The sequence below is a fragment of the Nonomuraea sp. NPDC003707 genome, assembly GCF_053587055.1.
This window is the reverse complement of sequence record NZ_JBSFNK010000005.1, coordinates 429,199-442,224: the sequence shown is the minus strand read 5'-3', so window position 1 is coordinate 442,224 and position 13,026 is coordinate 429,199. Positions and strand designations below refer to the sequence as shown.

Sequence of the window (13,026 nt, the reverse complement as noted above, 5' to 3'; positions counted from 1 at the left end):
AGCCTCCCCTCGACGGCCCGCGCGCGCAACTCCACGCCGGTAAAACCGTGACGTCACGAACGCTTAACGGATCCCTGAGGAGTTGCTGAACGTCGTAAAGTTTGCGTCGTTGGGGTTAGCACACGTGGGGATGACGAATGCCGCAAATCTCGCCGCTGGTCGCCGGCGATCCCACACAGCTGGGGTCCTTCCGGCTGTCCGGACGGATCGGGGAAGGCGGTCAGGGCATCGTTTACCTGGGCGTCAACGACAACGGGGAGCAGGCGGCCATCAAGCTGCTGCACGTCAAGTTCACCGGTGACACGATCGCCAGGTCGCGCTTCGCCAGGGAGCTGAAGGCGGCCAAGCGGGTGGCGTCGTTCTGCACGGCCAGGGTGATGGAGGCCGATCTCGACGGCAACACGCCGTACATCGCCAGCGAGTACATCGACGGCCGGGCGCTCAGGGACATCATCGAGACCGACGGGCCGCTCACCGGCACGGTGCTCGACCGGCTGGCCATCGGCACGGCGACCGCGCTCACCGCGATCCACCACGCCTCGATCGTCCACCGGGACTTCAAGCCCGACAACGTGCTGATCGCCGCCGACGGGCCGCGCGTGGTGGACTTCGGCATCGCCCGGATCATCGACTCCACCGGCACGATCACCAGCCGGGCCATCGGCACCCCCGCCTACATGGCGCCCGAGCAGATCGCGGGCGACGACGTCGGGCCCTACACGGACGTGTTCTCCTGGGGCGCCACCATCGCGTTCGCGGCCACGGGGACGCCCGCGTTCGAGGGCAAGTCCATCGCCGTGGTGCTCAACCGGATCCTCAACCACGAGGTCGACGTCGGCATGATGCCGGAGCCGCTGCGCGGCGTGGTGAGCTCCGCGCTGTCCAAGTCCCCGGCCGACCGGCCGTCCGCCGACCAGATCCTGCTGCGGCTGCTCGGGCAGCCGTCCACGGTGGGGGCGTCCACGGCGGTGCTCACCCGGGGCGTGCAGGTGGCCAGCGACGACACGACGCCGTTCAACAGGGTGTCGGCGGGGTCGATCACGGACCTGCCCCGGCCGCAACCCACGACGGCCCCGTCCGCGACGGCACCGCCTCCCGCCACGACGGTGTCTCCCACGACGGCGCCGCCCGCGACGGCGCCGCCCACGGCTGCGTCACCCGCGACGGTGCCGCCGGAGGGGGGCGGGCTGCCGTACCCGGTGACCGAGCCCTCCCTCCCAGGGCGGTCGCGCCGCGCGAGGGTGTGGATCGCGGTGGGCACCGCCGTCGTCCTGCTCGCCGCCGCCGCCATCGCGCTCGCGATGAACGGTGGCTGGTCGCTCGCGTTCCGCGAGGGGCCCGTGCCCACGGAGACGGTCGAGCAGAAGACTCCCTCGACCGCGTTCGCCACCGTGGTCGACAAAGTGGCGCAGACCGGGAAGATCGTGATCGGCGTCAAGGGCGACCTGCCCGGCGTCGCGCTGCAGGACGGCGACGACTTCCAGGGCTTCGACGTCGAGGTCGCCAAGCGCATCGCCGCCGAATTAGGAGCGAAGGACACCGCGCTCGTCAAGGTCAGCAGGGGCGACCGGGCCGACGCGCTGGCTGAAGGCAGCGTCGACCTGGTCGTGGCCACCTACTCCGTCGACCGGTCCGAGACTCAGTTCGCGGGGCCGTACTACGTGGCGCACCACGACGTCCTCGTCCGCGCGGGCAGCGGCATCGACTCCGTGGACGACCTGGAGGGCAAGAAGCTCTGCGCGCCCGACAGCCCGTCCGTCGGCGAGGTGCAGCAGAAGGTGAAGGTCGAGCCGGTCTCGGCCGGCGACTACGCCGTCTGCATGCAGCTGCTCCGCGACGGCAAGGTGGACGCGATCCCCGGCGACGACCTGATCCTGGCCGGGTTCGCCGCTCGCGAGAACATGCGCTACAAGATCGTCGGCGCCAAGCTCAACAACGAGCGGTACGCCGTCGGCATCAAGAACGGCGACCTGAAGACCTGCAAGGCGGTGAAGGCGGTCATCGCCGACCTCTATCGCACGGGCTTCATGAAGCAGCTTCTGAGCAAGTACTTCGCCAAGGTCGAATTCGATCCGGAGCTGAAGGTGCCCGCGATGGAAACCTGCGGATGACGAGCAGGTAGCATCCCAAAGTCAACGAATATCCTGCGAGTGAGGGGAAGGCCATGGCGTCGTCAGCCAACGGGCCCGTCAAGGTAACCGTCACCGGAGCCGCCGGTCAGATCGGTTACGCACTGCTGTTCCGCATCGCGTCGGGGCAGCTGCTCGGCGCCGACGTCCCGGTCAAGCTCAGCCTGCTGGAGATCCCGCAGGCGGTGAAGGCCGCTGAGGGCACCGCCATGGAGCTCGACGACTGCGCGTTCCCGCTGCTGTCCGGCATCGAGATCACCGATGACCCCAACGTCGCCTTCGCCGGGGCCAACGTCGCGCTGCTGGTCGGCGCCATGCCGCGCAAGGCCGGCATGGAGCGCGGCGACCTGCTCGGCGCCAACGGCGGCATTTTCGGCCCCCAGGGCAAGGCGATCAACGACCACGCCGCCGACGACATCAAGGTCCTGGTCGTGGGCAACCCGGCCAACACCAACGCGCTCATCGCCCAGCAGAACGCGCCCGACGTGCCCGCCGACCGCTTCACCGCGATGACCCGGCTCGACCACAACCGCGCGCTGTCCCAGCTGGCCGCCAAGCTCCAGGTGCCGGTCGCCGAGATCAAGAAGATGACGATCTGGGGCAACCACTCCGCGACGCAGTATCCCGACCTGTTCCACGCCGAGGTGGGCGGCAAGATCGCGGCCGAGCAGGTCGACGGCGAGTGGCTGCGCGAGACGTTCATCCCGACGGTGGCCAAGCGCGGCGCCGCCATCATCGAGGCCCGCGGCGCCTCCTCGGCCGCCTCGGCCGCCAACGCGGCGATCGACCATGTCTACGACTGGGTCAACGGCACCGAGTGGACCTCCGCGGCCGTCGTCTCCGACGGCTCCTACGGCGTGCCCGAGGGGCTCATCTCGTCGTTCCCCGTGCGTGCGGCGAACGGCAAGTTCGAGATCATCCAGGGGCTCGAGATCGACGCGTTCTCCCGCGACCGGATCGACGCCAGCGTGCGCGAGCTGGTGGAGGAGCGCGACGCGGTCAAGGAGCTCGGCCTCATCTGACGACCGGCCCGGCCCCCCGCGCGAGGCGGGGGGCTTCAGGGCGGACAGGACACGGGCTGCACGGCGGGAACGGCCGGCGGGGTCGCGAAGATCACGCCCGCGGCGGCCAGGAGACTACCTGTCACGATGAGGACACCGAAGAGCAGCTTCGTGACCCTTGGTGAAAAGTTCCTCACATTTCGGTATCACAGCACATTTTGCGGTGCGGCATCACGCATTTGCGGAAAGCGCGTCCCACGCGTCAGAAACGATGTCACGCAGCGCGGGTCGTTCGGCCTTCCAGCCGAGCTCCCGCTGGATCCTGGCGGACGAGGCGACCAGCACGGCGGGATCGCCGGGGCGCCGGTCCGCGACCACGGCCGGGATCTCGTGCCCGGTGACCTCGCGGCAGACCGAGATCACCTCCTGGACGGTGAAGCCGGTGCCGCTGCCCAGGTTGTAGATCTTGTGCTCGCCCGGCGTGATGGCGTCCAGCGCCAGCAGATGCGCCCGCGACAGGTCGGACACGTGAACGTAGTCGCGCACGCAGGTGCCGTCGGGCGTCGGGTAGTCGGTGCCGAAGACGCTCACGGACTCGCGCTCGCCGGTCGCGACCTTCAGGACGTTCGGGATGAGGTGGGTCTCGATCGTGTGCCGCTCGCGGTAGCGGCCGTAGGCGCCGGCCACGTTGAAGTACCGCAGGCTCACCGCTCCCAGCCCGCGGATCGCCGCGAACGCGCTCAGCGCGGTGTCGACGGCCAGCTTGGAGGCGCCGTAGGGGTTGGTCGGGCGCGTGGGGTCGTCCTCCTCGATGGGGGAGCGCTCGGGCTCCCCGTACGTGGCCGCGGTCGAGGAGAACACGATCCTGCTCACCCCCTTGTCCCGCATGGCGTCGAGCAGGGCCAGCGTGCCGCCGAGGTTGTGCGCCCAGTAGAGGCCCGGCTTCTCCACCGACTCGCCCACCAGCGACTTGGCCGCGAAGTGCAGCACCGCGTCCATGCCGTCGAGCACGTCATGTGCCTCGGTGATGCTTTTTTGGACAAATCGGGCACCTTCCGGCACCGCGTCCTGATGCCCGGTTGACAGGTCGTCGAGTACGGTCACCTCGTGCCCTGCCTCGATGAGCTGCGCCGCCACGACACTGCCGACGTATCCGGCACCCCCGGTGACCAATAGCCTCATGTGTACTCCTGTTCAAATATGTTGGATTTTGTACGGCTCGCCGCCCAGCATACGCGCGAAGGCCGCCGAGTACGCTGCCAACCACCATGTTTGACACCCTCGCGGCCAACATCGCCCTGGTTCTGGTGTTCATCCTGATCGGGGGGTTCTTCGCCGCCGCCGAAATCGCCATGGTCTCCCTCCGGGAAAGCCAGGTCCGCAAGCTCTCCCAGCGGGGCCGCCGCGGCGAGCGGGTGGCCAAACTCGCCCATGACCCCAACCGCTTCCTGTCCGCCGTCCAGATCGGCGTCACCGTCGCCACCATGTTGTCGGCCGCGTTCGGCGCCGACCGGCTGGCCGCGCAGCTCGTGCCCGTGCTGGAGCAGTGGCAGGTGCCCAAGGCCGTGGCCCCCGTGCTCGGCCTCGTGCTGGTGACGCTGGCGATCTCGTACGTGTCGCTCGTGCTCGGCGAGCTGGCGCCCAAGCGCCTGGCGCTGCAGCGGGCCGAGGGGCTGTCGTTGTACGTGGCGCCGTTCCTCGACCGGATCGCGTCCCTGTCGCGGCCGATCATCTGGATGTTGTCGAAGTCCACCGACCTCGTGGTCCGGCTGCTCGGGGGCAATCCGGAGGCCGACCGCGAAGAGGTCACCACCGAGGAGCTGCGTGACATGGTGGTCGGGCACACCGACCTCACCGCCGACGAGCGCAAGCTGATCGCCGAGGTGTTCGCGGCCGGGAAACGGCAGCTCAGGGAGGTGATGCTGCCGCGTACCGAGGTCGAGTTCATGGACGCCGAGACGCCGCTGGACGAGGCGGCCCGCCTCGCGGCGGGGCTGCCGCACTCGCGCTTCCCCGTCTATCGGGAGACGTACGACGAGGTCATCGGGTTCGTACACGTACGGGACCTGCTGGACCCCGAGCTCACCGGGCGGACCGAGCCGATCAGCGCGGTGGTGCCGATCCGCGCGGCCAAGTTCGTGCCTGCCTCGAAGCGGCTGCTCAGCACGTTGAACGAGATGCGCGACGAGGGCCAGCACCTGGCGATCGTGGTGGACGAGTACGGCGGCACGGCGGGCATCGTGACCATGGAGGACCTGGTCGAGGAGCTGATCGGGGACATCAGGGACGAGTACGACGAGGAGCAGGACGTCGTGGTCCTGCCCGCCGGTGAGATCGAGATCGACGGCCTCACGAACCTCAACGACTTCGCCACCGAGACCGGCATCCGATTGCCGGACGGCCCTTATGAGACGCTTGCCGGATTTGTCATGGCGATGCTGGGGCATGTGCCGGTCGTGGGGGAAAAGGTGGAAATATCGGGTTTTGAGATGACTGTCACAGAGCTGGACGGGCGCCGTATCGCCAGGGTGAGAGTGAAACGCGGCCCGGCGGTCGAGTCGCCGCCCGAGCAAGATTCCTGACACAATTACGTGCTATGGCCAGACCTCGTGTACTCTCCGGCATCCAGCCCACAGCGGACTCCTTCCACCTGGGCAACTACCTGGGTGCCGTCCGTCAGTGGGTTGCTCTGCAGGAGACCCACGACGCCTTCTACTGCGTGGTCGATCTCCACGCGATCACCGTGCCGACCGAGCCCGCCGCGCTGCGCCGCCGCACTCGCGTCGCCGCCGCCCAGCTCTTCGCCGCGGGCCTCGACCCGGAGCAGTCCACGGTCTTCGTGCAGTCGCACGTACGTGAGCACACCGAGCTCGCCTGGATCCTGATCTGCCTCACCGGCATGGGCGAGGCGGGCCGGATGACCCAGTTCAAGGACAAGTCGGCCAAGTTCGGGGAGAGCGCGGCCAGCGTCGGCCTCTTCACCTACCCGATCCTGCAGGCCGCCGACATCCTGCTCTACCAGGCCAACCGGGTCCCGGTGGGCGCCGACCAGAAGCAGCACCTGGAGCTCACCCGCGATCTGGGCCAGCGCTTCAACCACCGCTTCGGCGACACGTTCACGCTGCCCGAGCCGTACATCCTCAAGGAGGTCGAGAAGATCACCGACCTCCAGGACCCCACGGCGAAGATGTCGAAGTCCTCCTCGAGCCCCGCCGGCATCCTCGACGTCCTGGAGCAGCCCGGCCCGCTGCGCAAGAAGGTCATGCGGGCGGTCACGGACACGGGCTCGGAGGTGCTGTTCGACGAGGAGAACAAGCCGGGCATCTCCAACCTGCTCCGCATCCAGTCGGCCCTGACCGGCACCCCCATCCCCGACCTCGTGGCCCGCTACGAGGGGCAGGGGTACGGCACGTTCAAGAAGGACGTGGCGGAGGCGGTGGCGGACACGTTCACGCCCATCAGGGAGCGCACGGAGAAGCTGCTGTCGGACGAGGCCGAGCTCGACCGCCTGCTCGCCATCGGCGCCGAGCGCGCCGCGGCGGTGGCCAAGCAGACCATGGCCGAAGTTCGTGACAAGGTCGGCTTCCTGCCCACGCTGTAGGTCGCGCGGCTCCACCCACCCGTTGCCCGGTTACCGGGTGGGCCTCCTGGAGCCCACCCCGAGCGGTCCTCGCTGTCGCTCGGGCTGCCTTCCTCGGGGCGGCCTTCGGCCGCGCTATCTCCCGAGCGCGGTTCGTCGACCATGGGGGCACGGGCACCTCTATGAGCTTCGTACCACCAGGCCGCTGACCAACAGCGCTCAGCCGCCGCCGGCCGTTCCACATCGGCGTTCCCTGCTCTGCGTGACAGTCGACAGAGGGGTGGCTCGTACGCGCACGAGCCACCCCTCATCACGAGATCACCCGAAGATCAGTTGAAAAGGCCGGAAGACATCCAGCCAGGCGTTCCGGGCAGCGGGGAGACGGGCTCCCTGAACGTCTGGACCTCGGCAGGTGGGACAGCCGGGCAACGGGTCCCCGGCGCCGGGAGGGTCCGCGAGATCAGGTAGGTGTCGACGGCCCCCGTGGTGCAGGCTCCACGCCCGTAGGCGATGTGACCCCAACCCTCGTACGTGAGCAGCCGGCCCGACCGGCCCAGCTGCTGGGTCGTGCTGAGCGCCCACGGATAGACGGTAGCCGGGTCGTGCAGGGAGTTGAGGACCAGCAGCGGCGTGTTCGTCCGCACCTTCAGGCGGTGCTGCGGGTTGGGGATCGGGTCCGGCTGGCCGAGGCACGAGATGACCGGACCGATCGCCAGCGGGCTGTAACGCATGTCGGGCGCGATCTTCGCCAGGCGGCGCAGGTGCTTGCCGAACTCCCGGTAGTCGCGTACGGGCAGCCGGAAGTCCAGGCAGAAGACCTGGAACGGGTTGGGGCTGACCTCCTGCGTCCGGTCGATCGCCAAGGGGAGCGCGCCCGGGCGCGGGGTCTCGCCGGCCTCCAGATCGGCGAGCAGCTGGGAGAGCGGCTGCCAGTTGGCCGGATCGTAGAAGGCGCCCAGGGCCTCGCGGATCAGCATGAACGCGGTCACCTTGGTGTCCGGCTCTCCCGGGACGGGCAGTTCGCCGCGGTCGGCGCGCTCCAGCAGCCCCTTCCAGATCGATCTGACGTCCTTGCCGTGCTGGACGCAGCGGCTGTCGCGGTCGCACCAGGCCACGAACTCGTTGAAGGCGTCCTGCGCGCCCCAGGTCTCCGTGTCCATGAAACCCCGCGTGTCCAGGCTGTGGTCCATCGTGCTGTCGAGCACGAAGGCGCGGACCCGCGACGGGTAACGCTCGGCGTACAGCTGGCCGAGGAGGGTGCCGTAGGAGCCGCCCCAGAAGGTCAGCTTCTCCTCGCCGAGCGCGGCGCGGAAGGCGTCGAGGTCGGCCGCGGTGCTGAGCGAGTCGACGTGGTCGAAGAGCGGGCCGGTACGGGCCCGGCAGTCGGCACGCAGGCGGTCGTTGTAGGCCAGCATCCGGTCGAAGTCGGCCTGGCTCTTCAGGAGCGGATCCGGGGCCTGCATCATCACGTCCGTGGAGCAGACCACGGGGTGGCTGCGGTTGGTGCCCCGCGGGTCGAGGCCGACGATGTCGAAGCGGCGCAGGATCTCGGGACTGAACGTGTGCGGGCTGCCGAAGACCAGCCGCACCCCGGATCCTCCCGGGCCGCCCGCTCCCAGCACGAGCGCGCCGATCCTGGCGGCGGGATCGGTGGCCTTGCGGCGGGCCACACCAACCTCGAACGTGCCGCTCGACGGCTGGTTCCAGTCGATGGGCACGGTGAGCGTTCCGCATTCGACGGCCGGCTCCTCCGGACACGGCGTCCACGAGATCGTGTCCCGTGGCTGCGCGGCCTGCGTGGTGGCGGCCGAGACCGGCGTGAGTAAGGCGAGCGGCGAAATGAGTCCTAACAACAATGCGGTGAGTCTTCGCATGCTCTGATCTTCAACGGCCTCCGGACAACTGTGAATCGGGCGCAAGTATGGACCGGCGACTCCTTCGCGAGGACGACGGCACTGGGTCTTTGGTCCTATGCACCGGTTTCCATTCATTCCGGAGGTATCGATTCTCATCAAAGGTCGGGCGCCTAGCGCCTGGCGGCGGACTCGCCCAGGCTGTGCGTTTCCACCCGGGCCAGTAGCTTCTCCCACGTTGTAGCGGGCACGCCGCGATACGCTCGCGGCGTGTCCGACGATGCCTCCGCGCAACCTCCCTTACCGGAGCTCACCCGAATCCTGATCGGTCCGCCTGGCAAGGCGCTGCTTCCCCTGGTCGTCCTGCTCGCGCTGATCATCCTGAACCACTGGAGCCTGCCGGGCGGCGGTCCCTTCCCGCTGGTGTTGACGGGCTTGCTGCTGGGGCTCGCCACGGTCGTCGTCTGGACCGCCCGGTTCCTGGTGGGCCTGCTGCGTTCGGACGGCCGCGCCGGGCTGCGACGGCACTGGCTGCGCTGGGCGTGCGCGCCGGTCATCGGGGTGGCCGTGATCGGCCTGGTGTATACCGACCTGCCGTTCGCTGCCCGGTTCGCGTTATCGGAGGCGAGCCTGGAGCAGCTCGCCCGGACGGTCGCCTCGGGGGACGAGGCCGGCGGGCACGACGACCAATGGGCGGGGCTCTACCCGTTGACGTCGATCGAGCGGATCGAGGGCGGGGCTCGGTTCCTGGTGAGCGGCACAGGGTTCCTCGATGGGTACGGCTTCGCGTGGAGCCCCGGCGGTGAGCCGCCGGACGAGTCCCACACCGGATACACGCATATCCGGGGCCCCTGGTACGTATGGGAGAGCCGGTTTTGAGAGTCCCCGGAACGCCCGGCTTCTGGGTCTACCTGGCTGCCGCGCAGCTGATTCCCGCCTGGTACGTCTCCGGGGAGATCGGCTGGCTCGTCGCGCCCGCCGTCGCGCTGCTCGCCATGATCGCCGCCGTGGTCCGGGCGTACCAGGACGCGGCACACCTGCGAACCGCGGAGGATTCACCACCGGACGAGCAGTAGGGGTGCCGCTGACCAACGTCTCCTGGCAGTACTTCACGCAGCACGGGCGCTTCCCACGCGGGTGAGCTCGGACCATCACCATCGGCGGCGGCATTGTTCGACGACTTCACGCCCGAAGAGCGAGGTAGGCCGGCGTGCGGGTCGCCGGAGTGGCGCCAGAGATCGAACAACTGGTCGCCACCTTCTGCGTGCCTACTCGGGGACGGGGAGCCGCGGCGCCGGGAACAGATCGCCGACCAGCAGCGTCGCCGCTTGCGTGGCGATGGCGAGGATGTCGTCGTCCGTGGCCTCGGTGCCCTGGGCGGCCAGCACGGCGTTGTGCACACTGAGCAGGGCCATCCGGACGCGCAGCCGGTCGGTCAGCGGCGCGTCGGGGCCGAGGAGGAGCTGTGTGGCCCTGCCTATCCGTTCCAGCGGGCCACCGTCCCGCAGCGGCATCACCTTGCGCAGGGTGGCATGGTTGGCGGCGGCGAACCGCATGACCCGCAGCCCCCGTATGCCGCTCAGAGCGATCCAGCGGCCCAGGAATTCGGAGGACAGCTCCGGGGTGAGCGCCTGGCCTGCGGCCCAGTCCAGGAGGTCGTCGAGGGCGCGCATGTTGTCTTGGAAGAGGCTGAGGATGATCGCCTCTTTGCTGTCGAAATGGTAGTAGAGCGCCGCCTTGGTGATGCCGATCTGTTCGGCGATCTCGCGCATCGAGGTGGCGTCGTAGCCGCGCTCGGTGAACAGCGACAGCGCGGCCTGCTGGATCTCAGCCCGCGTCTGGCTGCCCTTGCGTCGCGGGGCCGTCGCCTGTTCCGTCTTTGACATCGCTCTTCTTGCTCCCAGGCTCAGCTCTCCGGAAAGTCTACACCCACTTGCTTACCGGCCGGTCAGCAAGTAGCTTGCTAGCCGGCCGGTAGGCAATCACCTCCGGGGCGGAGCTGGGGTGTTCGATGACCTGGCCCAGCCGGAGGCGACTGGAATCGCCATGATCGAGGAAGGAAGGGCCGGCATGAGTTTGCGAGTTGTGGGAGCGGGATTTCCGCGTACGGGGACGACGTCGCTGAAGGCGGCGTTGGAACGGCTGCTCGGGGCGCCCTGCTACCACATGCAGGACCTGTTCGGGCGGCCGGACGACGCCGCGGTCTGGCGCGACGCCTGCGCGGGTGTCATGCCTGACTGGCAGCGATTCCTCGCAGGATACGCCGCCGGGGTGGACTGGCCGGTGTCGTGGTTCTGGCGGGAGTTGTCCGCCGAGTTCCCGGACGCGCTGGTGCTGCTGTCCCGGCGGGAAAGCGCCGAGCGCTGGTACCAGAGCATGGACCGGACGGTGCTGGAAGGGGCGCGCCGCCTGACGCGTGGCGACTTCGCCGGCGCGCGGCCGCCGATGGACGCCAGTGGCACCCCCGAGCAGGCCCGCGCCATGGAGGAGATGATCCGGGCCCTGTTCGGCGGCGCGTTCGGCGACCCCCACGACCGCGACAAGGTCGTCGCGGCCTACGAGCGGCACCTCGCTGAGGTCCGCGCCACCGTGCCGGCGCACCGGCTGCTGGAATGGCAGCCGGCCGACGGCTGGCAGCCCTTGTGCGCCGCACTCGACCTACCGGTTCCCGACGAGCCGTTCCCGCACGAGAACACCACAGCCGACATGCGGGCCCGGATGAGCGACCTCGGCGGGCAATGACCTCGGCGCCGCGTCAGATGCCGGCGAGGAGGGACAGTCGTGCAATTGCTTACCGGCCGGTTAGCAAGTAAGCTTGCCGACCGACCGGTAAGTTCTATTGCATCGATGGGAGCGCAATGATGGCAGGAGACGGCGCGACGAGTCCCCCGGTGGCGGGGCAGCAGGCCGGACTGGGGTTCAGCCATCGCCAGATCCTCGTGACCATGAGCGGTCTGGTCATCGCCATGATGCTGGCGATGCTGGACAACATGATCGTCGCCCCTGCGCTGCCGACCATCGTCGGTGATCTGGGCGGCCTGAACCACCTGGCGTGGGTGACCACCGGCTACGTCCTGGCCTCCACCGTGGCCACGCCGATCTGGGGCAAGCTCGGCGACCTGTACGGCCGGCGCATCGTCTTCGTCGCCGCCGTGGCGCTCTTCCTGCTCGGCTCGGTCTTGTGCGGGATGTCACAGGACATGGCGCAGCTGATCGGCTTCCGCGCGCTGCAGGGCCTGGGAGCGGGCGGCCTGATGGTCGGCGTGCTGTCGATCATCGGTGAGATGATCCCGCCGCGGGACCGCAGCAAGTACCAGGGCGTGATGATGGCCGCCATGCCGGTGGCGATGATCGGTGGCCCGCTCATCGGCGGCTTCATCACCGACAACCTGAGCTGGCGCTGGGCCTTCTACGTCAACCTGCCGCTCGGCGCCATCACCCTGGTCCTGTGCTGGATCACCCTGGCCAAGCTGCCCAAGGGCACCGGCAAGGCCGTGATCGACTGGTGGGGCACCGCGCTGCTGACAGTGTGGATCACCGCGCTGGTGCTCATCACCAGCTGGGGCGGCACCCAGTATGACTGGAGCTCGCCGCAGATCCTTGGCCTGGCGGCGCTGGCACTGGCCGGGTTCGTCGCCTTCGTGATCGTCCAGCGGCGGGCAGCCGAGCCGATCATGCCGCTGCGAGTCTTCAAGAGCCGCAATTTCTCCCTCGCCGGTGCCGTCGCCTTCATCTCGGGTTTCGCCATGTTCGGCGCCACGGGCTTCCTGCCGCAGTTCCAGCAGTTCGTCCAGGGCTCCTCGGCCACCAACAGCGGCCTGCTGCTCATGCCCATGATGATCGCCGCGATGGTCGTCAGCCTGGCCGGTGGCTCACTGATCAGCAAGACCGGGCACTACAAATCGCTGCCCATCATCGGCTCCATCCTCGTCACCGTCGGCCTGGCACTGTTCGCCACCGTGGGCCTCGACACCACCACCACGATGACGGCCCTCTACATGGTGGTCCTCGGCGCCGGCATGGGCGCGCTGATGCAGACCAGCACCCTCATCGCCCAGAACAGCCTCGACCTGCGCGACATGGGCGCAGGCACCGGGGTGTCGACCTTCCTGCGCAACATGGGCAGCTCGCTCGGCGTCTCCCTGCTCGGCGCCGTCTACACCAGCCAACTGGCCGACTCCCTGGCAGCCGCCGGGCCGGCCGGGCAGGGCGTGGCCGCCTCCGCCGTCTCGATGACCCCGCAAGCGCTGCGTGCCCTGCCCGAAGCAGCCCGGCACCTGTTCCAGCAAGCCGTTACCGACGGCATCACCACCCTGTTCACCTGGGGCGCGGCGGTGACCGCCGTCGGCGTCATCCTGGCCCTGTTCATCCGCCAGGTCCCACTGCGCAGCGCCGCCGCACCGGCTGCCAGCCCCGACACCGAGCCGGTCGCGGCCGGTAGGTGAGGCCATCCGCCGCCACCG

Annotated in this window: 11 protein-coding genes; 8 read left to right on the top strand and 3 right to left on the bottom strand. The window is 69.0% G+C overall.

Annotated elements, in window-relative coordinates:
- Positions 1–137: 137 nt before the first annotated feature.
- Entirely contained in the window at positions 138–2,111 is a 1,974-nt protein-coding gene (locus ACWDRB_RS15970; protein WP_449894396.1) for a serine/threonine-protein kinase, read from the top strand.
- Positions 2,112–2,164: 53 nt separating this feature from the next.
- Positions 2,165–3,151, top strand: a complete 987-nt coding sequence (locus ACWDRB_RS15965) for a malate dehydrogenase (RefSeq protein WP_397375337.1) — start codon at positions 2,165–2,167, stop codon at positions 3,149–3,151.
- 210 nt (positions 3,152–3,361) lie between these two features.
- Here ACWDRB_RS15965 and galE read toward each other — a convergent pair whose 3' ends face one another.
- Complete coding sequence (gene galE / locus ACWDRB_RS15960) at positions 3,362–4,312, bottom strand: UDP-glucose 4-epimerase GalE (RefSeq protein ID WP_350731252.1); 951 nt, start codon at positions 4,310–4,312, stop codon at positions 3,362–3,364.
- 86 nt (positions 4,313–4,398) lie between these two features.
- Between galE and ACWDRB_RS15955 the strand changes: the two genes are divergently transcribed.
- Both ACWDRB_RS15955 and trpS read left to right on the top strand, forming a co-directional pair.
- Entirely contained in the window at positions 4,399–5,712 is a 1,314-nt protein-coding gene (locus ACWDRB_RS15955) for a hemolysin family protein (RefSeq protein WP_449894393.1), read from the top strand.
- 14 nt (positions 5,713–5,726) lie between these two features.
- Positions 5,727–6,731, top strand: a complete 1,005-nt coding sequence (gene trpS / locus ACWDRB_RS15950) for a tryptophan--tRNA ligase (RefSeq protein ID WP_350731256.1) — start codon at positions 5,727–5,729, stop codon at positions 6,729–6,731.
- Positions 6,732–7,039: 308 nt separating this feature from the next.
- On the opposite strand, the gene ACWDRB_RS15945 is transcribed toward trpS, so the two are convergent.
- On the bottom strand, positions 7,040–8,584 hold the full coding sequence (locus ACWDRB_RS15945; protein ID WP_449894390.1) for an alpha/beta hydrolase: 1,545 nt from the start codon (positions 8,582–8,584) through the stop codon (positions 7,040–7,042).
- 249 nt (positions 8,585–8,833) lie between these two features.
- On the opposite strand from ACWDRB_RS15945, the gene ACWDRB_RS15940 reads away from it, so the two are divergent.
- Positions 8,834–9,442, top strand: coding sequence for a hypothetical protein (locus tag ACWDRB_RS15940; protein ID WP_449894388.1), 609 nt, complete (start codon positions 8,834–8,836; stop codon positions 9,440–9,442).
- Entirely contained in the window at positions 9,439–9,639 is a 201-nt protein-coding gene (locus ACWDRB_RS15935) for a hypothetical protein (RefSeq protein WP_397371120.1), read from the top strand. Before ACWDRB_RS15940 ends, ACWDRB_RS15935 begins: the two co-directional genes overlap by 4 nt.
- Before the next feature lie 192 nt (positions 9,640–9,831).
- On the opposite strand, the gene ACWDRB_RS15930 is transcribed toward ACWDRB_RS15935, so the two are convergent.
- A complete protein-coding gene (locus tag ACWDRB_RS15930) occupies positions 9,832–10,449 on the bottom strand; it encodes a TetR/AcrR family transcriptional regulator (RefSeq protein ID WP_397371121.1) in 618 nt (205 codons plus the stop codon).
- 184 nt (positions 10,450–10,633) lie between these two features.
- Here ACWDRB_RS15930 and ACWDRB_RS15925 point away from each other — a divergent pair, with 184 nt between their 5' ends.
- Together ACWDRB_RS15925 and ACWDRB_RS15920 are read left to right on the top strand one after the other, a co-directional pair.
- Positions 10,634–11,305 carry a sulfotransferase family protein gene (locus ACWDRB_RS15925; RefSeq protein WP_449894384.1) on the top strand — a complete coding sequence of 224 codons (672 nt, stop codon included), beginning with the start codon at positions 10,634–10,636 and terminating at the stop codon, positions 11,303–11,305.
- A 116-nt stretch (positions 11,306–11,421) separates the two neighbouring features.
- On the top strand, positions 11,422–13,008 hold the full coding sequence (locus ACWDRB_RS15920; RefSeq protein ID WP_449894382.1) for an MDR family MFS transporter: 1,587 nt from the start codon (positions 11,422–11,424) through the stop codon (positions 13,006–13,008).
- Positions 13,009–13,026: the final 18 nt, after the last annotated feature.

What these genes read in the sequence shown, in the direction of transcription:
- trpS (WP_350731256.1), top strand. Translation starts at nt 5,727, where the DNA reads ATGGCCAGACCTCGTGTACTCTCCGGCATCCAGCCCACAGCGGACTCC.
- ACWDRB_RS15955 (WP_449894393.1), top strand. Translation starts at nt 4,399, where the DNA reads ATGTTTGACACCCTCGCGGCCAACATCGCCCTGGTTCTGGTGTTCATC.
- ACWDRB_RS15925 (WP_449894384.1), top strand. Translation starts at nt 10,634, where the DNA reads ATGAGTTTGCGAGTTGTGGGAGCGGGATTTCCGCGTACGGGGACGACG.
- ACWDRB_RS15930 (WP_397371121.1), bottom strand. Translation starts at nt 10,449, where the DNA reads ATGTCAAAGACGGAACAGGCGACGGCCCCGCGACGCAAGGGCAGCCAG.
- ACWDRB_RS15965 (WP_397375337.1), top strand. Translation starts at nt 2,165, where the DNA reads ATGGCGTCGTCAGCCAACGGGCCCGTCAAGGTAACCGTCACCGGAGCC.
- ACWDRB_RS15920 (WP_449894382.1), top strand. Translation starts at nt 11,422, where the DNA reads ATGATGGCAGGAGACGGCGCGACGAGTCCCCCGGTGGCGGGGCAGCAG.
- galE (WP_350731252.1), bottom strand. Translation starts at nt 4,312, where the DNA reads ATGAGGCTATTGGTCACCGGGGGTGCCGGATACGTCGGCAGTGTCGTG.
- ACWDRB_RS15970 (WP_449894396.1), top strand. Translation starts at nt 138, where the DNA reads ATGCCGCAAATCTCGCCGCTGGTCGCCGGCGATCCCACACAGCTGGGG.
- ACWDRB_RS15945 (WP_449894390.1), bottom strand. Translation starts at nt 8,584, where the DNA reads ATGCGAAGACTCACCGCATTGTTGTTAGGACTCATTTCGCCGCTCGCC.